The 21,854-nt window shown below is 60.9% G+C and carries 23 protein-coding genes; 8 read left to right on the top strand and 15 right to left on the bottom strand.

Going from position 1 to position 21,854, the window contains the following annotated elements; translation table 11 throughout:
- Window positions 1-45 precede the first annotated feature (45 nt).
- The 3 genes from NW848_RS00995 (at window position 46) to proC (ending at window position 2,672) form a co-directional block, all read left to right on the top strand.
- Entirely contained in the window at window positions 46-720 is a 675-nt protein-coding gene (locus tag NW848_RS00995) for a YggS family pyridoxal phosphate-dependent enzyme (RefSeq protein ID WP_011429748.1), read from the top strand.
- Between the two features lie 573 nt (window positions 721-1,293).
- The gene (locus NW848_RS01000; protein ID WP_011429749.1) at window positions 1,294-1,863 is read left to right on the top strand and encodes a cell division protein SepF; all 570 of its coding nucleotides are present in this window, start codon (window positions 1,294-1,296) and stop codon (window positions 1,861-1,863) included.
- A 5-nt stretch (window positions 1,864-1,868) separates the two neighbouring features.
- On the top strand, window positions 1,869-2,672 hold the full coding sequence (gene proC / locus NW848_RS01005) for a pyrroline-5-carboxylate reductase (RefSeq protein WP_011429750.1): 804 nt from the start codon (window positions 1,869-1,871) through the stop codon (window positions 2,670-2,672).
- On the opposite strand, the gene NW848_RS01010 is transcribed toward proC, so the two are convergent.
- From NW848_RS01010 to NW848_RS01020, 3 genes are all read right to left on the bottom strand, one after another.
- Window positions 2,658-3,872, bottom strand: a complete 1,215-nt coding sequence (locus NW848_RS01010) for an NAD(P)/FAD-dependent oxidoreductase (protein WP_011429751.1) — start codon at window positions 3,870-3,872, stop codon at window positions 2,658-2,660. The two genes, proC and NW848_RS01010, sit on opposite strands and share 15 nt — an antisense overlap.
- Before the next feature lie 49 nt (window positions 3,873-3,921).
- Window positions 3,922-5,172, bottom strand: a complete 1,251-nt coding sequence (locus NW848_RS01015) for an MDR family MFS transporter (protein WP_414402608.1) — start codon at window positions 5,170-5,172, stop codon at window positions 3,922-3,924.
- Between the two features lie 445 nt (window positions 5,173-5,617).
- Window positions 5,618-5,911 carry a hypothetical protein gene (locus tag NW848_RS01020; RefSeq protein ID WP_011429755.1) on the bottom strand — a complete coding sequence of 98 codons (294 nt, stop codon included), beginning with the start codon at window positions 5,909-5,911 and terminating at the stop codon, window positions 5,618-5,620.
- Window positions 5,912-6,125: 214 nt separating this feature from the next.
- Between NW848_RS01020 and NW848_RS01025 the strand changes: the two genes are divergently transcribed.
- From NW848_RS01025 to NW848_RS01040, 4 genes are all read left to right on the top strand, one after another.
- Window positions 6,126-6,368, top strand: coding sequence for a Ycf34 family protein (locus NW848_RS01025; protein ID WP_011429756.1), 243 nt, complete (start codon window positions 6,126-6,128; stop codon window positions 6,366-6,368).
- A gap of 121 nt (window positions 6,369-6,489) precedes the next feature.
- Window positions 6,490-7,503 (top strand): oxygen-dependent coproporphyrinogen oxidase, encoded by a 1,014-nt coding sequence (gene hemF / locus NW848_RS01030; RefSeq protein WP_099813229.1) that lies wholly within the window; start codon window positions 6,490-6,492, stop codon window positions 7,501-7,503.
- Between the two features lie 31 nt (window positions 7,504-7,534).
- Window positions 7,535-8,230 (top strand): alpha/beta hydrolase, encoded by a 696-nt coding sequence (locus NW848_RS01035; RefSeq protein ID WP_414510350.1) that lies wholly within the window; start codon window positions 7,535-7,537, stop codon window positions 8,228-8,230.
- 73 nt (window positions 8,231-8,303) lie between these two features.
- The gene (locus NW848_RS01040) at window positions 8,304-9,782 is read left to right on the top strand and encodes a hypothetical protein (RefSeq protein WP_414510351.1); all 1,479 of its coding nucleotides are present in this window, start codon (window positions 8,304-8,306) and stop codon (window positions 9,780-9,782) included.
- On the opposite strand, the gene NW848_RS01045 is transcribed toward NW848_RS01040, so the two are convergent.
- The 12 genes from NW848_RS01045 to cas10 all read right to left on the bottom strand — a co-directional run bounded on the left by NW848_RS01045 (window position 9,779) and on the right by cas10 (window position 20,202).
- Entirely contained in the window at window positions 9,779-10,675 is an 897-nt protein-coding gene (locus NW848_RS01045; protein WP_099812327.1) for a putative CRISPR-associated protein, read from the bottom strand. The genes NW848_RS01040 and NW848_RS01045 overlap by 4 nt on opposite strands.
- A 53-nt stretch (window positions 10,676-10,728) precedes the next feature.
- A complete protein-coding gene (locus NW848_RS01050) occupies window positions 10,729-10,860 on the bottom strand; it encodes a hypothetical protein (protein WP_414402611.1) in 132 nt (43 codons plus the stop codon).
- Window positions 10,861-10,989: 129 nt separating this feature from the next.
- Window positions 10,990-11,445 (bottom strand): hypothetical protein, encoded by a 456-nt coding sequence (locus NW848_RS01055; RefSeq protein ID WP_414402612.1) that lies wholly within the window; start codon window positions 11,443-11,445, stop codon window positions 10,990-10,992.
- A gap of 10 nt (window positions 11,446-11,455) precedes the next feature.
- The gene (locus tag NW848_RS01060) at window positions 11,456-12,436 is read right to left on the bottom strand and encodes an RAMP superfamily CRISPR-associated protein (RefSeq protein ID WP_414402613.1); all 981 of its coding nucleotides are present in this window, start codon (window positions 12,434-12,436) and stop codon (window positions 11,456-11,458) included.
- Window positions 12,437-12,531: 95 nt separating this feature from the next.
- A complete protein-coding gene (locus NW848_RS01065) occupies window positions 12,532-12,984 on the bottom strand; it encodes a hypothetical protein (RefSeq protein WP_414402614.1) in 453 nt (150 codons plus the stop codon).
- On the bottom strand, window positions 12,981-13,961 hold the full coding sequence (locus NW848_RS01070; RefSeq protein ID WP_414508637.1) for an RAMP superfamily CRISPR-associated protein: 981 nt from the start codon (window positions 13,959-13,961) through the stop codon (window positions 12,981-12,983). Before NW848_RS01070 ends, NW848_RS01065 begins: the two co-directional genes overlap by 4 nt.
- 54 nt (window positions 13,962-14,015) lie before the next feature.
- Window positions 14,016-14,858: a CRISPR-associated RAMP protein Csx7 gene (gene csx7, locus NW848_RS01075; protein WP_414508636.1), complete on the bottom strand. Its 843-nt coding sequence runs from the start codon at window positions 14,856-14,858 to the stop codon at window positions 14,016-14,018.
- Window positions 14,859-14,877: 19 nt separating this feature from the next.
- Window positions 14,878-15,414, bottom strand: coding sequence for a hypothetical protein (locus NW848_RS01080; RefSeq protein WP_148202689.1), 537 nt, complete (start codon window positions 15,412-15,414; stop codon window positions 14,878-14,880).
- 114 nt (window positions 15,415-15,528) lie between these two features.
- Window positions 15,529-15,969 carry a hypothetical protein gene (locus tag NW848_RS01085; RefSeq protein ID WP_414402616.1) on the bottom strand — a complete coding sequence of 147 codons (441 nt, stop codon included), beginning with the start codon at window positions 15,967-15,969 and terminating at the stop codon, window positions 15,529-15,531.
- Window positions 15,966-17,189: a CRISPR-associated RAMP protein Csx10 gene (gene csx10 / locus NW848_RS01090; RefSeq protein WP_414402617.1), complete on the bottom strand. Its 1,224-nt coding sequence runs from the start codon at window positions 17,187-17,189 to the stop codon at window positions 15,966-15,968. Before csx10 ends, NW848_RS01085 begins: the two co-directional genes overlap by 4 nt.
- Window positions 17,189-17,902, bottom strand: coding sequence for an RAMP superfamily CRISPR-associated protein (locus NW848_RS01095; RefSeq protein WP_414402618.1), 714 nt, complete (start codon window positions 17,900-17,902; stop codon window positions 17,189-17,191). The genes csx10 and NW848_RS01095 overlap by 1 nt, the downstream gene beginning before the upstream one ends.
- Window positions 17,902-20,202, bottom strand: coding sequence for a type III-B CRISPR-associated protein Cas10/Cmr2 (gene cas10, locus NW848_RS01100; protein ID WP_240527715.1), 2,301 nt, complete (start codon window positions 20,200-20,202; stop codon window positions 17,902-17,904). The genes NW848_RS01095 and cas10 overlap by 1 nt, the downstream gene beginning before the upstream one ends.
- A gap of 421 nt (window positions 20,203-20,623) precedes the next feature.
- On the opposite strand from cas10, the gene cas6 reads away from it, so the two are divergent.
- Window positions 20,624-21,748 (top strand): CRISPR-associated endoribonuclease Cas6, encoded by a 1,125-nt coding sequence (gene cas6, locus NW848_RS01105; protein ID WP_414508635.1) that lies wholly within the window; start codon window positions 20,624-20,626, stop codon window positions 21,746-21,748.
- Window positions 21,749-21,854 lie beyond the last annotated feature (106 nt).

Below are 21,854 nucleotides of genomic sequence, written 5' to 3' on the forward strand. Positions count from 1 at the left end.
ATCGCTGCATAGTTGAACAGTGATGTTCAGCAGTGTTCAGCGTAAATGTATCAGCTCATCCACAGCCGCATTCAGGCCATCCGCGCCCAGATCCCAGAGCATGTGGAAATCATGGCGGTGAGCAAGGGTTACAGCGTCAACCACATCCGCGCCGCCTATCGGGCCGGGATCCGCCATTTTGGGGAGAGTCGAGTGCAAGAGGCAGCCGCCAAACAGGCGCAACTGCAGGATCTGACCGATATTGTCTGGCACTTGATCGGGCACCTGCAGACCAACAAAGTCAAACCGGCCCTCAGACAATTTGCCTGGATTGACAGCGTCGATAGCCTGCGCCTGGCCAAGCTGATCAACCAAAAAGCCTGGGAGCTGCACCTCACCCCCAAGCTCTGTCTGCAGGTGAAATTGGCCCCGGATCCCCATAAATTTGGCTGGCTCATCCCCGATCTGTTGCAAAGCCTGCCGCAACTGAATCAACTGCTGCAGGTGCAAATTGTGGGCCTGATGACCATTTTGCCTTTGGGCTTGAGCTCAGAGGCAGCCCTGGAGCTGTTTCGCAAGCTGGCCGAGCTGGCCGATCACATCCAGCGCAGCGGCTACGAGCATCTGCAGTTGCACACCCTCTCCATGGGCATGTCCGACGATTACCCCCTGGCGGTGGCAGCAGGCTCTAACTTGATCCGGCTGGGGCGCGCTTTGTTTGCCGATGCCGAACGGAAATAGATAGATGGAGTCTCTATGAAGCCGTTAAATTGTGATTAAATTTTGTGTAAAGCCGTCCAACTCCGGAGCTGCCCTGCAAGGCACGCTCAGGGCTGGAGTTCGGCCTGGATCGGGCAAAAACAGGGGAATCCTGCCTAAAATTTCCCTCGCAGGGCAAATTTTAGGTAAGTTTGTAATCATTGGCGTCACCTCTGTTAACACGTGTTCAAGCCGGACGAGGAGCAGAGTTGACTCTGGCCAGAGCAATGGCCGGACAAGTGGGATGACATCTTTACTTCTTCTGGGTAAACTCGACTCGTCGAGTCCATGGGTTTTGTTAACCTGCGTTGGCAGCTTCTTGAGCAAGCCCTGTCTCGGCCTTTTGAAAAACTTTAACTAAAAATATGAGGCTGGAGATGCCCTTTGGCTGGAGTGGGCTACTCAAGATCCCATCAGGAGCCTGAATCCTGCGCTTGCCGCAAACCATGACCTGTAGTGAGGATGTGGACGATGAACGTCAATGGAATCTGGAGCAGGGTAAGAGATTTTGTGGGCCTAAATGATCCCGTGGACAGCCTGGAGGAGTACCCTGAGATGGAAGGGCAGGAGGATTACCAACTGCTCTACGAGGGACGCCGTTCTCAACCGGCTCCCGAAGAGCAGGAAGCCAGTGCCCTTCCACGCGGACGCCGACAGCGGGGAGTGGAAGCCGGGGAAGGGTCTGTCGGTCGAGAAGAGGCGCGGGGCCATCGGCGCAGTCAACATCGGGATCGCCTAGGGGGGGGCAGTATGGGGAGCAACGTGATTGGATTACCGGGCGTCAACCCACCCACTAGCGAAGTGGTGGTGCTGGAGCCGCGCAGCTTTGACGAGATGGCACAAGTCATCCAGTACCTGCGGGAGCGCAAGACGGTGATCATGAACTTGACCCTGATGGATCCCGCCGAGGCGCAGCGATCTGTGGATTTTGTTGCCGGCGGCACCTACGCCATCGATGGCCACCAAGAGCGCATTGGCGAAAACATTTTTTTGTTCACCCCCAGCACGGTGACGGTCTCTACTCCAAGCAGCCAAGGGATGCCGCCGCTGCAGCGCCCTCTGCAAAGCCCCACCCCTCTCTGGCCCAGCGGCTATGAACATTTGCAGGCGGTGGGGCAGCACTAGCCGGCATGGAGCGACCGCTGCTGAGTGTAATCGGGGGTGGAGCCATGGGATCCGCCCTGCTGCGGCGTTGGGTGGCCGCGGGAGTTTATCCTGCAGCTCAGGTGGCTTTGCGGGAGCCCGACCCGGACAAGGCCAATACCCTACAGCAGGAGCTGGGCATTCGGCTGTTGGCGGATCTTGCCCAAGCAGGAGAGTCTGAGATTTTATTTTTGGCCGTCAAACCCCAGGTTTTCCCGCAGGTGGTGGCAGAGATGGGCCAGCCGTCCGCCACGCAGTTGGTGATCTCGATTATGGCCGGGATCCCATTGCAGCAGTTGCAGCAGGCTTTTCCCCAGCAAAAGGTGGTGCGCACCATGCCCAACACGCCGGCGCTGGTGGGGGCGGGCATAACGGCCATCAGCTACGGGCCGGGGGTGACGCCCGCCCAGGTAGAGCAGGTGGAGAAGCTATTTCGCGCCGTGGGCCAGGTGGTGACGGTGCCGGAGAGCCAGATGGACGCGGTGACGGCCCTTTCGGGGTCGGGGCCAGGGTATTTGGCGGTGATCCTGGAGGCGCTGATCGACGGCGGGGTAGGGGTGGGGTTGCCGCGCTCCATCGCCACTCAGTTGGCGGTGCAGACCTTGGCGGGCACTGCCGCCCTTATGCAGCAAGAGAACCTTCACCCCGCCCTCCTCAAGGATCAGGTTACCAGCCCAGGGGGAACGACCATTGCCGGGATCCAAGCCCTAGAACAGGCGGGGGTGCGGGGGGCCTTGATGCGGGCGGTGCAGGCAGCCTACGAGCGCTCCCGTCAGCTACAGGGATCCTAGCGCCTGCCACAGCGGGCGGGCGATCCAGTTCCATCCCACCTTGAGCTGGTGCTCCAGGGTAGGGAGGCGCACCAGGTAGGCAGCTCGTCGGGCCAAATAGCCCAAGGGGCCGCTTAGGGTGAGGCCAGCGAGGGTGGAGACTACCGCCGCATCCACTCCCAAGCTCAGCATCTCCCCCAGAGAGAAGTAACGGAACGGCAGCAGGGGCCGCTCCTGCGTGAGCAGAGCCCACAGGTTCCAAGCACAATAGCCGGCCTGCTGAAAAGCCGCTTGGGCAGTGGCGGGCACCGGCTGGCCACTGGCATCCAGCACCGCCGCCGCATCTCCCAACGCGAAGATCTCTGGGAAGGTGGGAGTTTGCAGGGTGGGCAAAACCTGCAGCCGTCCCCGCTCAGTTTTGGGCAGATCCAAGTTGGCAATCACCGCTGCCGGTCGGGTTCCGACGGTCCACAGCACGCCATCCACAAGATCCGTGGCCATCTCTTGGGCCGCCAGCCGCTGCAGTTGCAGGCGGAAGGGAGGGGCGCCGTTCTCGCCCAGGGCCTCGATGCCCAAGACCTTGGTTTGCAACTCCACCTGCACCCGCCGTTGGGCCAGCGCCGCCTGGGCCGCCTCCCGGCTGGAGGGGGCAAACCCCGACAAAATCTGGGATCCCAGCTCAATAAGACGGATCCGGCCGCGCGATCCCAGCCGGTCAGCCAATTTGCAGGCTAGCTCTACGCCGCTGGCCCCCGCCCCCACAATAGCCAGGTGGATCGCCTGAGCCGGATCCCGGGCTTCTAGAGTTTGCAGGTGGGCCCGCAGCCGCTGGGCATCGGCCAGGGTGCGGAAGGGAAAGGCCAACTCTGTTGCTCCTGGCACGCCCTGCAGGGGAGTTTCCCCTCCCAGGGCCAGCACCAAGGCGTCGTACTCCAAGGTCTGCCCTTCTGCTAAAAAGACGCGGTGGTCTTGGAGGTCAACCGACTGCACCGCGCCGCGGCGAAACTCTACCCCCTCCGGCAGCAGATCCTGAAAACGGGGGGCCACCTCCCACTCTTCCATCTCACCAGTGAGCAGCTCGTAGAGCAAAGGAGCAAAGACAAAGCGCTCCTGACGATCCACCAGGGTAATCTGGGGCGGCTCCGGCCAAGGTCGGCAGATAAGCTCCAGGGCTGTGTACAGCCCGCCAAAGCCGCCCCCAAGGATGCAAATACGACGCATGTTCAGAAAGCTGAAGGTAACATTAGCTTAACAAGCTGCCCATCTCCTCCTAGAGCTTGCTGGCCAGGGGAGCAGCCTCCTTGGCGCGAAGGGGCAGAAGGCCATCCAAAACGTTAAGGATCCCCCAGACAAGACTAACGCTGGCCACCCAAAACAACCACAGCCCGCCTGCCCACGCTGGCGGCAGATCCAGAGCCACTCCCCCAATTAGCGGCCCAAGGGCAAAGCCTGCTGCCCAACAGAGGGAGTTGACCGACAGATACACCCCCCGCAGATGATCCGGGGCCAAATCTGCCACCAGCGCCGAAGCGGAGGGATTGTAGCTCACCAAGGCCAACGAGAGCACTGCCAAGGCCAAGGCCGCCATCCCTATAGCCGGCATCGCTCCCAACTGGGCCGCCAGGCCGCTGAGCCAAACCAAACCAAATCCCAGCCCCCACATCAGTGCGGATCCCCGGAGGGCGCGGACACGCGTCCAGCGATTGAGCCAACGAGCTGCCGGCATCTGCAGCAGGGCAACGAGGGCGCCGTGCAGAGCAAACAACGTGCCAATCTGTACCTCAGGCATCCCAGCCCCCTTGCGCAAGTAAAGGGGCAAGCTGCTGCTGAGTTGGGCAATGTAGGTGGTGAAGAAAATGTTGGCCGCGGCAAACACCAATAGGGGGCGATCCCTCAGGGCGGCTTTCCAGCCTGCGAACTCTGCCGCCGACGGAGCTACCCGAGTTTCCCGAATGCAAAGCCAGAGCAGGGCTAAAAAAATCAAGTACGTGAGGCCGTCGATAATAAACAAGAGGCGGTAGTTCTTCGTCAGAGCCACCAGGGCGCTGGCCATGGCCACGCCGAGGCTCAGGCCCAAGTTATCCCCCAGGCGGTTTAGGGCATAGGCTTCGTTGCGCTGCTCGCGCGGGGTTAGATCCGCTACTATTGCTTCCGCCGGCGGCCAATAGAGGCCCTGCCCAAACCCCGCCACCAGGTTGGCCAAGGCAAAGCTCCAGAAGCCATGGGAAAGGGCAAAGCCAAAGGAGCCCAGAGCGGAAATGGCCAGCGAGAGGATCAAGGTGGAGCGGCGGCCCCAAGCTCCGTCTGCCATCGAACCTCCGAGGATGCGGCCAAATACGCCAGTAAAGGCCATCAAGCCCAGGCCCAAACCCACCTGGGTAGCTGTCAGCCCCACCTGATTGACGAAAAAGAGGCTGGCGTAGAACAGGGTAAAGCCGGTTCCGGTTTGGGAGAGCAGCCGACCGATAAAGATTAGCCAAACCTGAAAACTTAGCTTTGGCCACCAGGACGGGATCCGCATAGGGGATGCAACGGGAGATAGGTTAGCTAGCTTACGGGATCCCGGTCGCTGACGCCAGATCCACTTCAGCGGGCGGAAAACTGAGGGGGAGCCAGCGGCTCACCCTCCAAAGATCCGGCGGAAACTGCAATTAACTCCCCAAGTTGAGGTATTCGCTCAACAGCCGCGCCAGCCGGTACACTCGGTAGTCGAGCTGGGCCAAGCTATTTTCCATTGCCTTCATCACCCTTGCACACACCTTTTCCTACGCTTTCCTGCAGCCCTTCCTTGAGCCAACCCCGGCTGTTTCCTTGAGCTAGGAAGCGCAAAGGCAAAGGGGCCAGCCAGCAGGGCTGCTAGCCCCGATTATAGACAAAATTTGACAAAGCTTAAACAAGTATTAAGGAGAAAGTGCCCCTGTCCCGCGCCCCCAGGGATCCCTGGGGCCGCCAGGTTCAGATGGCTGCTAGCTGACGGTCACCGGCGACTCGGCTGCCGCAGCGCGCTCTTCCTCTTCTTCCGGTGGAACAGCCACAAACTCGATGTGGTTGAGCAGCGTCGTCACGAAGGCAAAGAGCAGAAAAGGCAGGGAGATGACCAAGATCAGCGCGATGGTGAGAAAGGCGTAGAGGGGGCTATTCATCAAAGAGAGGGCGGCACCCAGGCCGGCAAAAATCACGATTAGCCAAACGATGATCTGGCCGTAGATATCCCCAAAGGAGAGGGTGCAGGTAAAGCGGTAGCGGGTGTGGGTGTTCATGGCAATTTCTCGGGATAGCCTGGTTGACTCGATCCTGACTAGGAACCAAACCTTAGCCTCATGGGTGGATGAGTATCTTGAGATTTTAGACGAGAGAAGGGGAGATGCCTCTCTTTCCTAAGAAATGCCTCAGGAGTCGGTTGAGCAAGCCGGATCCCCCGCCTCTGAGAATGCTATCGTCGAGGTCACAGACTCTTTCGGGTAGGCAGCAGCCATGTGCATTTGTATTCACTGCTACTATGTGGATCGTTGCACCACCTATCACGCTGTGGAAGCGCAGCACCAGCAGCCCCACCTCACCCTGACGCCAGATTTTGAGCCGCAAGGACCCCAGATCAACGTCAACATCCGCAACGGCGGCACCGAGATGGAGTGGGATGTGGTGGCCTGCCAGAGCTTTCGCGAGGAGCGGAACAAGTGGGCTCGGCTTCGCCCCCAGGAGGTCGTTCCCACTTAAAATCCTAGGAGTGGCCTAGATCGCCGAAAAAGGGTTCTCCGCGCCTGCGGGGCTTGAGCCTTGGGTCTGCCCTTAGCAGGGGGAGGTTGTTCTGTCCGTTTCAAGAGATGGAAAGACGATGATGCTGACCGCAAGCCCGACAGCGCCGCCAACAGATGCCCGTCAACGAGTAAGCCAGTTTATGCGGCACCTCCAGGACGAGATCTGCGCTCGCCTAGAAGCACTGGACGGCAAAGCCAAGTTTCGGGAAGACAGTTGGGAGCGTCCCGGAGGAGGGGGTGGACGCTCGCGGGTTATCCAGCAGGGAGGGGTGTTCGAGCAAGGAGGGGTCAATTTTTCCGAGGTGTTTGGATCCCAGCTGCCCCCTTCGATTTGCAAACAGCGCCCAGAGGCAGCAGGGCATCCTTTCTACGCCACCGGCACCTCGATGGTGTTGCACCCCCGCAACCCCTACGTGCCGACGGTTCACCTCAACTACCGCTATTTTGAGGCGGGGCCGGTTTGGTGGTTTGGCGGCGGCATGGATCTCACCCCCTACTACCTGTTTGAGGAGGATGCGGCCCATTTTCACCGCACTGCCAAGGCGGCCTGCGACCGGCTGGATCCGGCCTACTACCCGGCTTTCAAGATCTGGTGCGACCGCTACTTCTTCTTGCCCCATCGGGGCGAGGCCCGCGGCGTGGGCGGCATTTTCTTTGACTATCAAGACGACCGGCCTGGGCTGCTCTACCGTCCTGAGGGCGAGGCAGAAGCGGATCCCGAGCAGCTCGCCGCTGAGCCGCCGCCCCTCCAGGTGCGGGTGGGATCCCGCAGTTGGGAACACCTCTTTGAGCTGGTGCAAGCCTGTGCCGAGGCGTTCTTGCCCGCCTATGTGCCGATTGTAGAGCGGCGGCAGGGGATGGAATGGGGGGAGCGGGAACGCCAGTTCCAGCTCTACCGGCGCGGCCGCTATGTGGAGTTCAACCTAGTCTACGACCGGGGCACGGTCTTTGGTCTCCAGACCCAAGGCCGTACCGAGTCGATCCTGATGTCGCTGCCGCCCTTGGTGCGCTGGGAATACGGCTACGAGCCACCGCCCGATAGCTGGGAAGCTAAGCTCTACGAAGTGCTGCGCCAGCCTCGGGATTGGGTCTAGGCGGCATTGGTCTCGATTTCTGAGGATTGCAGTGTCTTCCCCGCTGCCCCTTGCCTACCGCTTTCAACCCCCCCGCCACGCCGGGCCCGGCAAGGCGCCGGTGTTGGTGATGCTGCACGGGATCGGCAGTCATGAGGGGGATCTCCTCCAGTTGGCCCCTTACTTGGATCCCCGCTTGGCGGTGATTAGCCTAAGGGCGCCGCTTCCCTGGGGGGCAGGTGGCTTTGCCTGGTTTGAAATGGCCTGGACGCCGGAAGGGCTGGTGGGGGATCCCGAGCAAGCCCGCCGCAGCCGGGAGCTTTTAAGCTGCTTTCTGGATCAGGCTTTGTCCCAGGGAATGGCCGACATTTCCTTGGATCCGGCCCAGGTCTATTTGCTGGGGTTTAGCCAAGGGGCAATCATGAGCTTATATCTGGCTCTAACCCAGCCTGAGAAGCTAGCCGGCGTGGTGGCAATAAGCGGTCGTCTTTCGCCAGAGATCCTGGCCGAGGCGGTAGAGCCAGCCCGGATGCAGCATCTGAAGATCCTGGTGGTTCACGGCACTGCCGATACCGTTTTACCGGTGGCCTTTGGCCGCCAGATCCGCGACTACTTTGCCTTGCTGCCCCTGAGCTTTACTTATCGCGAGTACGCAATGGGCCACGAGGTTTCCCCAGAAAGTTTGCGGGATATCCAAGGGTGGTTGCAAAGTCAGCTGGACAAAAACGGTGGCCCTCCTTGGAGTTGAACCCTGGGCAAGGGCTGGGAGCTGTTGAGATCCCCTACAATAGCGGCAAAGTTTCTGCCCCCTGAGGCTCTCAGTGAACGGCGGCCAGCCTCCCTACGACATCCTCATCCTCTCCAACGGCCCCGGCGAGCTGCTCACCTGGGTGCGGCCAGTTGTCCTAGAGTTGCGCCAGCAACTGCCCCAGGCCCGTCTTTCCCTGGTCCTCTCTCCTTGTCCGCACGCTTCTGGGCAAGAGATGAAGATAGCGGAGGAATTTATCCAGGTCGATCGGGTTCAGGATCCCGATTTTTTTCTAGCTTTTTTGCTCACTGGCCAAACCGAAGAAGCTTGGGACTGGGCCAAACGGGGGGTGGTGCTGTTTCTGGGGGGGGATCAGTTTTTTGCTGTCTGGATTGCCCGTCGTCTCGGCTACCGCGTGGTGGTGTATGCCGAGCATCGGCCCCGCTGGCGACCCTGGGTAGACGTTTTTGCGGTGCGGACGGAGGAGATCAAACGTCGCTACGACGGGGGACGCCTCCTGGGCCACCGCTGGGCTGCCAAGATGCACGTGGTCGGGGATCTGATGGCCGATGGCGTGGCCAGTGCTGTCTACTTGCCGGGGATACCTCTTCCCGGCTGGCTCAGCAGCCGCTCCCTTCCCCCGCCGACTCCTAGCGCTGCTCCCAAATCGACGGCAGGCTTTTCCACCCTCCTCCAGCCCCTCCCCGATCCCATCGAGGAGCTGGGATCGCTGCGAACGGCACCGGAAAAGGTGGAACCCACCTCTGCCGACGAAGCCTTGCTGCCGCGCGGCTGGCAACGTCTTGGCGATAGCATCCGCACCCACTACCAGGTGGGGCTGCTCCCCGGCTCCAAGCCGGCCAAGCTCTCCTTGGGGGTGCCGCTGGTGCTGGCGGTGGCCGATGAATTGCGCCAGCTGTTGGCCAACGTCCGCTTTGTGATCCCGGTGGCTCCTGGACAGACCCCACAATCCCTGGCGGCCTATGCCCATCCCCGGCTTAACCCCGATATGGCCATCATCTACGGCACCTCCGCCACCCTGGAGCAAACCAATCTTGGATCCCACTTCGTCACCCCCTTTGGCACCACGGTACAGCTGTGGACCCGTTTCCCTGCCTATTCGGTGCTGGCCAACTGCGACCTCTGCCTAACCACAGTTGGGGCCAACACCGCCGAGCTGGCCTACTTAGGGGTGCCGATGGTGGTGGCGATCCCCACCAACAAGCTAGAAGCTATGCGCGCCTGGGAAGGGATCCCTGGACTGTTGGCCCGCTTGCCTGGCCTGGGCACCTGGCTAGCCCGCCTCATCAACAGAATTGCCCTGCAGTGGTTGGGCCACCTGGCTTGGCCAAACATCTGGGCCGGACACGAGGTGGTGCCGGAGCTGCGAAGCCATTTGCGCCCAGCCCAGGTGGCCGAACAGATGCGAGCCCTGTTGGTTAATCCCGAGCGGCGTCAGCAGATGCAGAGGGAATTGCAACGTCTAGGGGGCAGTCCGGGTGCGGCCCAGGCCATCGTACAACTCGTGGCCCAGCAGTTGAGCAAAAGCTAAAGGAGACGGCCAAGGCGCTCCCGCAACTCGGCGGCAGCCTGCTCCAGGTGGTCGGGGGTATAGCCGGTGGTCTCCACCCGAACCGCAAGATGGGTGTCCTGGCTCTCGTGGAGATGAACCCACAAAATGTGGCGACCATCTTCGGTTCTGCGGTTGGCGGCTTTGACGCCGTTTTTGGGGGCAGCGTAGGCGTTTGAGTCGTAGCGAACCAGATCTACCCAGGGAAGGTCGCGCAGGAGCTTTTCCACCTTGACCCAACTGCGAGGACGGTGATGGCTGCTGTCGCTCCGCAATTGGATGACCTGGGAGCGATCTCGACCGGAATCGGGGAGAGCCGCCCGCGGGATCCGCGGCTGGACTTGCGGCTGTAAGTAAGGTAAATACACCAGAGATTTATATTGCTCGTGGATGTAGCAGACCGGGATCCCCAATTGACTGCCCACCACGGCCATGATCATGGCCTGGGCTTTGAAGCCCCCGGTGGCGGCGAAGGTGACGATCCCTTTAGCGCTTTCCGCCAACTGGCGCAACAGCTCGGCCATCCGCTCCAGGGAGGATCCCTCTAGCTCGTAGTTAACGCCGGGGAGGGGCACCAGCGAAACCTGTTGTTGGCCCAGCGCTTCTTCAAAAAAGAGCTGCAAAATCTGGGCACACTCCAGTCCTTCAGAGGTTTCGGAGTAAAGCAAAATCAAGGCATCCTGGGGAGTGGGATCCAGCCGGTAGTAGGTATTGGTTTCGGCGCTGATTAGTTCCAAATCTGTCTTTTTCATCCAGGCCAAGGCCCGTTCCGGATCCCCGATGGTTTTTTGGCCGACCCAAGGGCGTTGTGGTTGCAGGTTTTTGTCCGGGTTGGTGAGCAAAGAGGTGCCCACCGTCATGATGATGGTCTGCATGAGTTATCCCCTAACTTTCTCGCAGTTTTTAAGGGCTCCATCCCCTCTCGCAATCAGAGCAGCCTTACTCTGCGAACTCTGCCATCTTCCCTTAAGTCGAGTACCTCTACCTCCACTTCTTGCCCCACCGTCAGGGATCCGGCCCGTTTCGGCTCTTTTTGGGTGAGCTTGATATTCGTATTCACGATTTGGAAGGTAACTTCGTTGCCCTTGATATTCGTGATGCTGGCCTTGAGGTGTTGCCCAATTTTGAAGCGGGCCTTGGTAGAAGCTGCTGCATTTTCAACTTGGGGCTGAGCCTGCTTTTGTTCAGGTTACTCTTTGGGCCGCAGTGCCTCTGGCTGGGGCTTGGCCTCGCCGCCGCGGGAATGGGTCGGACGACCGCCATTGGGATCGGGAGGGGACGGGATCTCGCCGATCGGCACTCCCCCATCTTTGTAGTAGCGGGCCAGGCGGGCGGCCCAGCCCAGGATCTGCAGCATCTCAGCCGGCCTATCCTGCAGAGATTGCAAGTACTTTTTACAGGTTTGGTCGATGAGCCGGTAGTAGCGTGGGGTTTCGTTGCTGCGGTGGAGGCCAGTTTCTCGCACCAGCTCGCCGGTGAATCGGAAGAAACGGGATCCCGCGTCGGGGAGATGGACCACCGAGCGGAGGTAGGCGAAGCACTTGCTCAATTCGTTGACATCCACCTCTTCCTTCGCCAAAGTCATGGCGATGCCGTGGGCGAGATCCCAAGATTGGGGGCTGAGATCGACGGGGTCTGACAGCATCGGAGCACCCTCAGTAGGCGGTGGTGGGCGGTTCGCGCAGATGGGTGGGGCTCAGGATGGCGGCCAACTGCCGAAGCTGATCGGGCAGGATGTAGCCCTGGGCAGCTTGGATCTGCTTTTGCACAAAGGCTTTGAGGGCTTCTCCTTCTAGGGTATCGGCTTGTGGGGGATCGTAGCGGCTATAGCGCTCTTTCAGGTTGCGGGGCTGCTCGATCTTGTCCAGGGTGACCTGCAGGGATCCCAGTCCTACAGGCTTGCCGCCCCCCACCTTCAGCAGCAGCGGATGCGCGGGATCCTGACCCAAAACCGTGAACAAGGTGCCCAGCTCGGCAGGGGTGAGGTTTTTGAAGTGGATCTGGGTTTTGAAAACCGTATTTTGCGCCGCCTGCTGGGTGGGTGTCCCCTTTTGATGGCCCTGCAAAGCCCTGCGGTGCGTGTAATAAAACTTGCGCCCAACCGCCTTGCCGTTTTCAAAGTAGGCTCTGCGCTGGTCGGGTCGGGGACGGTACAGCGGGGGCAGGGATCCGCCGCCGGAGCCGATGCCGGTGGCAACGGCATCCCTGAACTCCACCAGTCCCTGCCAGTTGAGGGCGCCAAAAACGCGGCTGGCAGGACATAGCCGCTCCTTCTGGCGGCAGGGCTGCCGCTCTGGTGGGATCCGATCTTTGTAGCGGCTGGTGATCACTGCAAGGGTGCTGTTGGTGATCGCCTCGTACATGGCCCGGATGGCCCCCTTGAGGGAGCTGCCCTGGATCTTGAGCCGCCCGTCGGGGGTGGTGGTCATGGTTTTGAGCACCGGGATCCCGTTGACGCCGACGTCGCTGCCCAAGGCCAGGTGGCCGGTGGAGATGTGGAGGGCGGTCTGCACCGTCAGGGTGAGAAAGAGGGTGCCGTGCAACTTGTCGGGATGGAACTTGGCGTGGCCGGCGGGCCGCTCCAGCTTGGGGGGCTGGGTGGGAAACGGGATCAGCTCGTAGGGTTTGGGAGACACGGTTGGGTTACCTCCACCTCGACTGCTGTCGCCGGCAGAGGATCTTGCAGAGGCAGCCTGGTTGGGCAGTGGGCGAGGGCCTTGGGGGGTCATGGTCACCTCGGGATCAGGGCAATAAAGTGAACACGGGCAGTTCGCTCATCTCGGAAGTAGCGCTGGCCTACCCTGAGATCTTTGGGATGGCTGAGGAGCTTGGGGAAGCGGGTTTCTTGACTTTGGGATCCGTACAGGTCGGCTGCGTGATCCTCCCACCGCCACTCTCCCGGCAGAGGGATAAAGGAGTCCGGGGGAGCTTGGATCCCCAGATACAGCAGATCCCAGCCGTGGGGGGTGCTTTTCCAGCGCAGTTCCCCTTGTTGGGAGAAAACTTGCCCCTCTGGACAGACGGGATCCGCCGGGATCCCCACCTGAATGCCGCTGACTCGATGGGGCCAGCGCAGAAAGGAGTAGGTTTTTTCAGAAGTGGAAAAACAGGCCGAGAGCACTTGGGAAAGCGAGGGCTCCCCCCCGTCTCGAATCCTGAGCGAGGCGACGTAGGCTGGTTTCATACGGCTTTGGCCTCCGCTTGCAGAAGTTTGGCCCAACTGTTGACGGCGGCAGCGAGCAGGTGCTCCACCTTGGCCTCGGATCCCTGCTCCCAGGTCAGCCGCGCCCCAAATCCCAAAGGCATCGGCTCTGCTCCCACCGGCACCGCTTGGCTATCGGGTTGGGGAAAGCCGTATTTGCCCGCCTCTTCGGGGGTTAAAAATTCGCCCGCCCCCAACAGGGATCCCTGTGGCCAGGTCAGGGGGGATCCCAGTAGTCGAATCTGCTTGTTTGCCTCATCCACCAGGCAGCCCGGATAGTCCACCACCGCCCACTCGTACTCAACCCGAACGGTGCCCATGCCGCGGGACTTGGCAAAGCCGATGCCAAACCAGCCTTCATCCAGATCCCGCAACGCCAGTCCCAGCAGACCCAGTTGGGCCAGGGTAAAGTTTTTCAGGTGGATCTTGGTTTGAAAGGATCCCTCTACGCACACTTGATAGCTGAACGGCCCCAGCCCCACCGCCACTGAGCCGAAGACGCGGTCGATGGCCACCCCATTACGTTCCTCCAGGCGCAGAGGGGTTCCCGGCTTGGGATAGGCATCTTCGATGCGGACCCGGCTGGCGATGGCTGTGTTGCCGAACATCTGATCCGTAAAGGAAGAAAGGGCGTAAACCTGGTGGGGCTCTGCAATTTTTTCCAGCCATTGATTGGCCTTTTGGTCGAGGGGATCGCTGGCCCAGAGTTTGAAGCCTCCCCCCTCAGGACGTCTGTCGCTGCCCACCGTTCGGACGATGCGCTCCGCGTGGGCGCGAATGGCCCCTTTGAGGGAGCTGCCGGGAAAATAGACTGTCCGCCCGCCGCCGCGATAGGTTTCCACAAACTCCATGTCGGGCTTTGTCGGATCTGCCCCTTGTTTGCCAGCTTTGATGAGCACAGGGCCATCTGGCTTGAGGGTGAGGCAGAGGGTGCAGTGGTTAACGTAGCGCTTGTGCATGGCCTGGGATCCTTCACTGAAGAGGAACAAGAGGGTTTTCGCCCAACCCTTGCGCTAGCTGCGGGGGCCGACGGGAGCGACAGCGGTTAGTTTGGCAACCAGGGCTTCCACCCAGTCTTGGCGCAAGGCGGCAGCCTCTTCCGGGCTAAGGGGTTGCCGGGATCCGGCCACCAGCTCTTGCAGATAGGTCAGCAGCCGCCGCGGATCCCCTTCTGAGTCAAACCAATAGACCGCCCCGATCTCCAGGCGGACGACCCCCAAGCCGCGGGAGCGCCCCCCTCCCAAGGGGATCTGCTCCGTTTCCAATTGGTGCAAGCCGATGGCCAGCAGGCCCAGCTCCCATGCTTCGGCATTTTCGACAACGGCGTGGAACTGAAAGGGGGTGTTGGCCGGCACCACTTGAAAGTCGTAGAGCTTGCCCTCTGCCGCCGTCTCCGTATCCCGATCGATGGCCACACCATCCCGCTCTTGGTATTGGCCAAACCAGGCTTCCGGCACCACGGGCAAATCGCGAATCTGCACCTTGCCCGCCAGCCAAGGGGATCCAAACACCTGCGAGACCCAGTCGGTGGCCTCAATGAGCTTTTGAGTCAGAGCCGCATCGTCCCCTTTGTAGTCATTTTTAATTTGGTTGATGATCTGAAATTGCTCGCTGCTGGTCAATTCGCCGGGATCCCTGGCCAGCTCTGGGTTGATGCCCCGCAAGAAACTTTCCAGGCGAGAGCGCATTGCCCCCTTCAAACTGGAGCCGGGAATGAGCGGACGGCCCAGCGCATCCTTGAGAACCGGCAAATCCGAGCCGATGGGTTCGGTGGAGCGGCCCACCCCGATGTGCAGAGCGGTCACGGTGGTGAGGGTGCCGGTGATTTCCAAGCGGTTTTTGAAAACGTCGAACATTGTTCCCTCAAATGGCTGCTCAAGTTAAGGCTTGTACTGCAGAGGTTTGCCATTCCCGAAGCGAGACGGAGCCCTTAATAAAACTCAAGAGGATCCCTAGGATCTGAGCAATTTCTGAGATAAAGTACTCCCTGTCATCGATAAAGAGTTGGTCACCCTCGAGTTTTGCAAATCGCCAGTTGGTTCCTGAGGTTACTGCTCCATAGACACTGTCTACTTGAGAATTGGAGTTCTTGTTAAAGACCTGTGCCCCCACCATACCGGCAACGCACTGGCCCAGACCCCCGATCAAGTCTTCTTTTTTGGCCTCAACGATAATCACCACCGGATCTTGAATGTAGAGTTGGAGAGGGGATAGGCAAATGATGTAGTCGCATAGGCCCACCAACCCCCTCTCGGGATCCACGTTGAATTCCTTGCCGGAAAACAGCGAGATTTGATCCCGACATAGGTACTTCACCTCTCCCAGCACAGGGGCGATGATAAACTCGGAGCGGGCTTTTTCGCTGTTGACCGAGGTGGCCAAGCCGAGATAGCGATCTAGGGTTATTTTCAAGTAATCGGAGCACTCAGTCGGTGGAACCTCTGCAAACAGGCCATGGATGATTCTTGACCTGAGCTGAAAGGTCGAAATGGCTCTCTCAAGGGTAAAACTGCTGTAGGTCACGGTCTAGGATCCTCCTCCCTCTCGCTTGTACTTGAGGTAGCGGGCCCCATAGCCCAGGTAGCGCCGAATCAAGTCAATTTTGATCTCGTTGACTTTGGGGGATGCTCTTTCAATTCCGGCTTCCCTGGCGATGGCTATAGCCCTTTGATGAATCCAGTTGTCGATGTCTTTGATGATGGCTTCTGCCAAAGAGTCTTTGCCCCGCCCCCACTTGTTATCGCGCCCCACCTGGTAGCGCAAAAAGTTCTTGATCACCTCTGAGCTTTCGGTGGAAGCTGCCACGTGCAATAGGTTGCGATATTGGGCCTCTTCCAATCTGTTGAGACCTCTGAAGTTATCCAAGGCGGCTTGAATTCTGGCGACCAGATCATCTTCGGCCAGCCGGATTTGCCGTTGGATCTTGAGCTCTTGTTCCGATGTGATCTCGCTGGTGGCGAAGGTCATAGCGGGTTCTCCCAGAAATGATGATGGAACGGACTGCAAACTTCGATTTGGCCGAATCCTTCAGCAGTGCGTTCGCCAATCCCCCAGTATTCCATCTCCGCCAAAATCGGGATCCAACGCTCCAGTTGCGTGGTGCTCAGCAGAAAGACACTGCCCTGCGTGGTTACCAATTCTACATCTTTGAACAGACCCCAGGCAGCGTTCCAGCCGGAAACATAGGCGTAGCTGCTGAAGGCCAGCTCCAAAGCCAGGGATCCATCTTCGCAGTTGGCCTCCTCCTGGAGCATCGGCGGCGTGAGCACCGTGGTGCGTTGCCAGCGCTCCTTGAGGATGGCCCCCGACTGCAGCCCGATGGAGAAGTACTGCCGCTCCGGCGGCAAGGGCTGCCAGGGATCCCCAAACACCTGCCATTGTTGCCAGCGCTGCCGCAGCTTTTGGTTAAAGGCTGCCACCCGCTCAGCCAGGGAGGGCTTCGGGGCCCTCAGGTGTCGAGCGGCAAGGCTGACCCGGCCCAGCCCCCGCGACACCCCCCCTCCCAAGGACAAGCGGCGGGCGTGGGTGTTGAGGTAGCCGGCGAGGGCTGCCGCCAGCTCGCGATCCTGCAGATAGATGTGGCCGCTGAAGAGGGAAGGCTGCAAGCTCCCATCTCGCCCGGCCCGGCCCTCGTTGATCACCTCCAGGCTGTAGAGGATCTGGTCGGCGGCGGTGGCGCGGCGGCGGTTGATCCCCACCCGCGTGAGCAGGCGCTTGGACACGGCCACCCTTCGGTAGCGGGATCCCTCCTCCTGGCTGTAAAAGCCGCCGAAGGGCTCCACCCTGCCCCCGGAGCCATCCGGCTCTGCCGGATCAAAGGGGATCCCCAGCCGCTGCGAGCAGAAGCGATCCAGCAGTGTGTCGAACACCCCCGTTTTGCCCGCCTCTGAGCGGAAGCCGGGGTTGTTTTTGGAGCTAAAGGCCGTGGCCGGCAAAACCCGGCTGCCGGATCCCGGATAAGCATGGGTAAACACCGCCGCACGGGCCTCCGTGAACAGGGCGGCCAGATCTCCTGTCAGGGCCTCGCCGGGGCGGTGCCGGCTTTGGCGGAGCAGGAGGTCGGCCAAGGCCCCCCGGATCACGCTGCCGGGAATGAAGTCCTGGGCCTCGCTGATGGAGCCGCCCGGCTTTTGCCGACCGATGGCCAGGGGAGACTCGGCAGTGAGCGTGAGTTCAATGGCCTCCATCAGCTCCCTCCTCCGGCCAAAAAGGCCCAATCTGCGTCATTCGGCTGCAGGGCAGCTAGAGACTGGGGATCCCAGTGCAGCCAGCCCAAACCTGCGGATTTGCTGCCCCCCAGCGCGATCAGGTGGTGCAGGGCCGCCAACAGGAGAGTTTTGCCCCAGGAAGGGCAATCGGGCAAAAGCTGCAGGGATCCGGAAAAAGTCAGCTCAGCCGCGGGAGAGGTCTCAATGAGGTAGAGCCGCTGATCCTCGGCGGTGCGGCGGCGGCGGTTGAGGGTGACCCCAGGGCGAAGGGTTGGTTCCAGAGCTGCTGGCGGCACCTCGCAGACGAGATCCTCCACCCACAGGCGGGAAGGCAGGGCCGGATTGCCGAAGATCTGGCAGATCAAGCAGTGGGATCCCCGATAGCCCTCGACCTGGTACTCGGGGCGGTCGAAGTTGCCCTCGTTGCCCTCCCGCTGCGGACACATGCGCTCTGGGTCGGGAGAGCGGCAAATGGCCCAGCCCAGGCCGCGGGCCAGTTTTTCGCATTCGTGGCGCAGCCGCCCCTTCAGTTGGGAGCCGGGAATGATCAGCCTGCCGAAGGCATCTTTGAGCAGGGGCTTGTCCGCCAAGGAGCCGCTGGAGCCGCCGGATCCCACCGCCAGAGCCGAGGCGAGGGTGGCCTTCAAAGGGATAGAGGTGCTCGTTTGGGGCAGCTCTGCCAGCCGAACCATCACTTCACCTCCACAGGAACGGGCCGGCCCTCGGCCTGGGGCTGTTTTTGGACAAAAGCGTACAGATCCACCAGATCCCGCCAGATGGTCTCGTAGGTGGGTTCCCCCTCCGCCGCCACGTACATCCAGGGGGGAAGGTGGCCGTCGTTGGTTTTGGCCTTGCACCAGGTGCGTTCAAAGGCCTCGATCAGCGGCTGCCCTTTTTGGCCCAGCCGGGTGCGGAAGTAGAGGTAGTTGAGGGTGGCGGTGCGCTTGCCTTTTTCCAAAAAGCCGCGGATTTGGTAGAGCTGGGAGCGGGGAAAATCCGCCGCCTGCAAAGCTTGCACCGTTCTCAGCAGCCCACGGATCTCCGGGACGGTGTAGGGGCCGGCGTAGAGCTTGAGGAGGTGGCCGTTCTGGCGATTCTCCAGGGCCTGCTGGCGAAAATCCTGGATGCTGGAGGCGATCAAAGTCACCGATTTCAAAGAGAGAAAGTCGATGGTGGCCACCGAAAAGTCTTGATCGCGGGGCTTCAGCTTTTTGGCGCGGCTTTTGGCAGATTTCAACAGTTGTTCGGTCAGCCTTTCGGCATAGTAGATGGGGGTGTCTTCCGAGGCAAACAGCACGCCTGCCGAGGTGGAGAGCCGACAGAGCTGGTCTGGGCTGTCGGCCGGGTAGCGGTGCGGCACCTGGCCGAGGGAGCGGGCGGCGTAGGTGGCCGATTTGGCCAGCAGGATCTGCTCGAACTGCTCACAAAAGGTGGCGGCAATGTCCAGGGCCTTGTGGGCTGGCACCACCATCAGCACATCGTCCCCGCCGATGGTCAGGATCTCGAAGGGGTGGATCCACTCGCCGTTGCGGTCTCTGCCGCTTTCCGGATCCGGCGGCAGGCCCCGCAGCCGGTGCGCCTGCAGGTGCTGGGCAAGGGCGCGGTAAACGGCTTGTTCCGTGGCCTCGGAAACGTCGCGGCTAAATTGCCGGTAGGCCTCTGGGGTTTGGATCTGCTGCACGTAGCCGCCCATGTTGTTGCCGTCGGCGTAGAGGTAGGCCACAAAGCCCTGGCTGGCGTTGGCCACTTCCCGCAGCGATTGCGCCTCGCCGATCCCCTGGCCGGATCCCGCGCAGGGCTGCAAATAGCGCTCCCGGTAGGGCTCGCCGGCGGGAGAGTCGAGGAAGCGGGCAAATCGCGTTACCCAGCTTTCCACAAAGCCGGGATCCCAGGCGGGGAATTTGCGGAACCACCCCTGCTGGCCTGTCTCCAGGCGCTTGGCCTGGCGGCCCACCAGCGCTTTGCGGGCTGTGGCCTCCGATAGCCAGGGCTGACCTGGCAGGTCGGCTTTGGCCAGGGCCGGGCGGCGGTCGGTGCTGTCGCGGCGCAGGTAGGGGTGGGTTTCAAAACAGGCGGGATGGGCGCGGCTGGGACGACCGGGATCCGGATTGCCGTTGCGGCGGTGCTGGAAGCGGGCAGCCAGGTGGCCCACCAGCTCGTTGAAACTTTTGCGGGCCTGGAAGCTGGCTTCGCTGCAATCTCCAAAGTAGGCCCTCACCAGAGGGTGGGCCTGGTGTTGGGCCAGCCAGTCCAGCCAGGGGGTGCGCTCGATGGGATCCCGCAGCAGGCCGTAGCGCAGCTCCAGCAGCCGAAAGGCGGATCCCACGGCACAGGCGTTGGCGGTGAGGGTTTCTTCGGTGTAGCGGCGCTCGATGGCCTCGCAGAGGTCGTCCACATAGGCCGCCGGACAGAAGGCCAAGAGGTTGCCGCCGGTGGAGTAGATGAGGAGCTCCGGAATGAGAGCCTGCGCCAAAGCCGGGTAGTGCTGCTGCAGCCAGGGCCGAACCCGCCGGTTCACGTAGGCCTCCAGCTCTGCTTGAGACTCCTTCCCCAAGGCTTTCCACCCCAAGTAGGTTTGCTCGGGATCCCCAAAAAAGGCGGGCAGATCCACCAGGTTAATGCGATCCAACAGGGCCGAGGCGCCGCGAATTTCCGGCAGTTTGGCGGACTCGAAGACGTAGCCCTTGATCTTGGTAGCCCCCCCGTAAACCAAGCCGATGCGGCTGGTCTGCCGCCACAGCTCCGGATAGCGCGATTGCAACTCTGCCAAGGTTTTGGGAAAGGTTGTGGCCGCCACGCTCTCCTGAAATTGGCGCACCTGCGCCCAGAGGGGCTGCAGCGCCTCCGGGATCCCGGCTGCGTCGTCGGTGCGGATGGCTGCGCACATCTGCTGCAGAATCGGCAAGGGAAATTGGGGATCCCGCCCTTCTCCCCAGGCCAGGCACCAGGCCAAGGCGATGGGCACGGGGGAGGCAGAGGAGGTAGCGGTCATGGGCAACACCTGGCAAAAAAGATATAGAACGCAGCTGCTGTGCTGGCGGGCAAATCCGGCCCTGACTTTTGACTGGAGCGATCCTTGAACTTCACAAATCCTTCATCAAAACCAAAGGCGCTTCAAAAAGACGGCGTCGGCAATAGCAGCCACGCGGGCAGAGAATCGCAGCCGACAGAGAGAGGCCATGGCAGTGACTGATGGTTGCATTTTGCAGTTCCAGACTGGGAGACAGTATAGGCCGATTTGGATTCATTGCCAACAGATTCAAGACTTTTTTCGGTTGGCCCAGCCAGCGATTTAAAGGTAAAGCAAATTGGAAGGGATCCCTTCTCAAATCCTCTCAAAGGAAAAGTGGCTCTAGGTTGATTTTGGATAGGGGCTGCTATTGACTGGGGATGAGCAGAAATGGGATGGGCCTATGCTGACCAAGTTGAGTTTTTCAGAGCCACCCGTCGCCGGAGCAGAAAACAGCAAGTGGCCGGCGGGATCCGAGCTGGTGGGGATCGCCCTGGAAGTGCAGGCCCCTCAGCCCTACCTGTTGGATCCCCACTATGCTAAGGGGCTGCACGCCTGGTTTTTGGGCGAGGTGCAGCAGATGGATCCGCAGCTATCTGCCTATTTGCACGACGGAGAATCGGAAAAACCCTTTACCCTCTCCCGGCTGATGGGGCCCTTCCGCGAGCAGGGGGGGCGACTGCTGATCCCGCCCCAGATCCCCTTCCGCTGGTCGATCACCGCCCTCAACCCCCAAGTGGTGGAGTGGCTGCGGGAATGGTGCCGACGGCTGCCCCCCTGGCTGGAGTTGCGCGGATCCCCGCTGCAGATTCTGGGATGGAAGGTCTCAGCCCCCCCGCGCACCTATCGTCAACTGCTGGAGCAGCCCCTTGTCCGTCGCTCCTGGAGCCTCTCTTTCATCTCGCCCACCAGCTTTCGCCACCGCGGCCACCATTTGCCGCTGCCGGTGCCTCGCAACCTGTTCCACAGCTATTTGCGCCGTTGGAACGATTTTTCCGGCCTGCCCATCGAGGTAGAACCTTTTCTGGATTGGGTGGATGGGGAAGTGGTCATCCAGCGGCACCGGCTGGAATCGGTCAAAACCACCGCCGGCCGCCAGGGATCCGTGACGGGCTTCGTTGGCTGTGTACAGTTGGCGGTCTCCACCCGCGCGTCTGAACTGTTGCAGCAGCAGCTCCAGGCCCTGATCCACTTCGCCCCCTACTGCGGCACCGGCCACAAAACCCCCTTTGGGCTGGGGCAAACCCGCCTCGGTTGGCTGGCCGAAGAGCTGCCCGCCACCCCCGTCCTTTGCCGGGAAGAGCAACTGGCCCGGCGCATCGAGGAGCTGAGCGCCCTCTTTCTCAGCCAGCGGCAACGACAAGGGGGATCCCGCGCCGAAAAAACTGCCCAACTGTGGGCGACGATCCTGGCCCGCCGCGAAGGTGGAGAGAGCTTACAACAGATCGCCGCTGATTTGGAGATGCCCTACGAGACGGTGAAGACCTATGCCAAGCTGGCCCGCCGCTCTCTCCAGTCTGGATCCTAGGACTACTCGTCGAGCAGTCTTCCCTAGATGACTTGAGGTACTTTGTTGAGCCTGATACATTCACGCTGAACTCTCCTGAACATGGTTCAGGAAAGAAGCGATCGCA

It is taken from the genome of Synechococcus sp. RC10A2 (assembly GCF_047502605.1).

What these genes read in the sequence shown, in the direction of transcription:
- NW848_RS00995 (WP_011429748.1), top strand. Translation starts at nt 46, where the DNA reads ATGTATCAGCTCATCCACAGCCGCATTCAGGCCATCCGCGCCCAGATC.
- NW848_RS01000 (WP_011429749.1), top strand. Translation starts at nt 1,294, where the DNA reads ATGGAAGGGCAGGAGGATTACCAACTGCTCTACGAGGGACGCCGTTCT.
- proC (WP_011429750.1), top strand. Translation starts at nt 1,869, where the DNA reads ATGGAGCGACCGCTGCTGAGTGTAATCGGGGGTGGAGCCATGGGATCC.
- NW848_RS01010 (WP_011429751.1), bottom strand. Translation starts at nt 3,872, where the DNA reads ATGCGTCGTATTTGCATCCTTGGGGGCGGCTTTGGCGGGCTGTACACA.
- NW848_RS01015 (WP_414402608.1), bottom strand. Translation starts at nt 5,172, where the DNA reads ATGCGGATCCCGTCCTGGTGGCCAAAGCTAAGTTTTCAGGTTTGGCTA.
- NW848_RS01020 (WP_011429755.1), bottom strand. Translation starts at nt 5,911, where the DNA reads ATGAACACCCACACCCGCTACCGCTTTACCTGCACCCTCTCCTTTGGG.
- NW848_RS01025 (WP_011429756.1), top strand. Translation starts at nt 6,126, where the DNA reads ATGTGCATTTGTATTCACTGCTACTATGTGGATCGTTGCACCACCTAT.
- hemF (WP_099813229.1), top strand. Translation starts at nt 6,490, where the DNA reads ATGCTGACCGCAAGCCCGACAGCGCCGCCAACAGATGCCCGTCAACGA.
- NW848_RS01045 (WP_099812327.1), bottom strand. Translation starts at nt 10,675, where the DNA reads ATGCAGACCATCATCATGACGGTGGGCACCTCTTTGCTCACCAACCCG.
- NW848_RS01055 (WP_414402612.1), bottom strand. Translation starts at nt 11,445, where the DNA reads ATGCTGTCAGACCCCGTCGATCTCAGCCCCCAATCTTGGGATCTCGCC.
- NW848_RS01065 (WP_414402614.1), bottom strand. Translation starts at nt 12,984, where the DNA reads ATGAAACCAGCCTACGTCGCCTCGCTCAGGATTCGAGACGGGGGGGAG.
- NW848_RS01070 (WP_414508637.1), bottom strand. Translation starts at nt 13,961, where the DNA reads ATGCACAAGCGCTACGTTAACCACTGCACCCTCTGCCTCACCCTCAAG.
- csx7 (WP_414508636.1), bottom strand. Translation starts at nt 14,858, where the DNA reads ATGTTCGACGTTTTCAAAAACCGCTTGGAAATCACCGGCACCCTCACC.
- NW848_RS01085 (WP_414402616.1), bottom strand. Translation starts at nt 15,969, where the DNA reads ATGACCTTCGCCACCAGCGAGATCACATCGGAACAAGAGCTCAAGATC.
- csx10 (WP_414402617.1), bottom strand. Translation starts at nt 17,189, where the DNA reads ATGGAGGCCATTGAACTCACGCTCACTGCCGAGTCTCCCCTGGCCATC.
- NW848_RS01095 (WP_414402618.1), bottom strand. Translation starts at nt 17,902, where the DNA reads ATGGTTCGGCTGGCAGAGCTGCCCCAAACGAGCACCTCTATCCCTTTG.
- cas10 (WP_240527715.1), bottom strand. Translation starts at nt 20,202, where the DNA reads ATGACCGCTACCTCCTCTGCCTCCCCCGTGCCCATCGCCTTGGCCTGG.
- cas6 (WP_414508635.1), top strand. Translation starts at nt 20,624, where the DNA reads ATGCTGACCAAGTTGAGTTTTTCAGAGCCACCCGTCGCCGGAGCAGAA.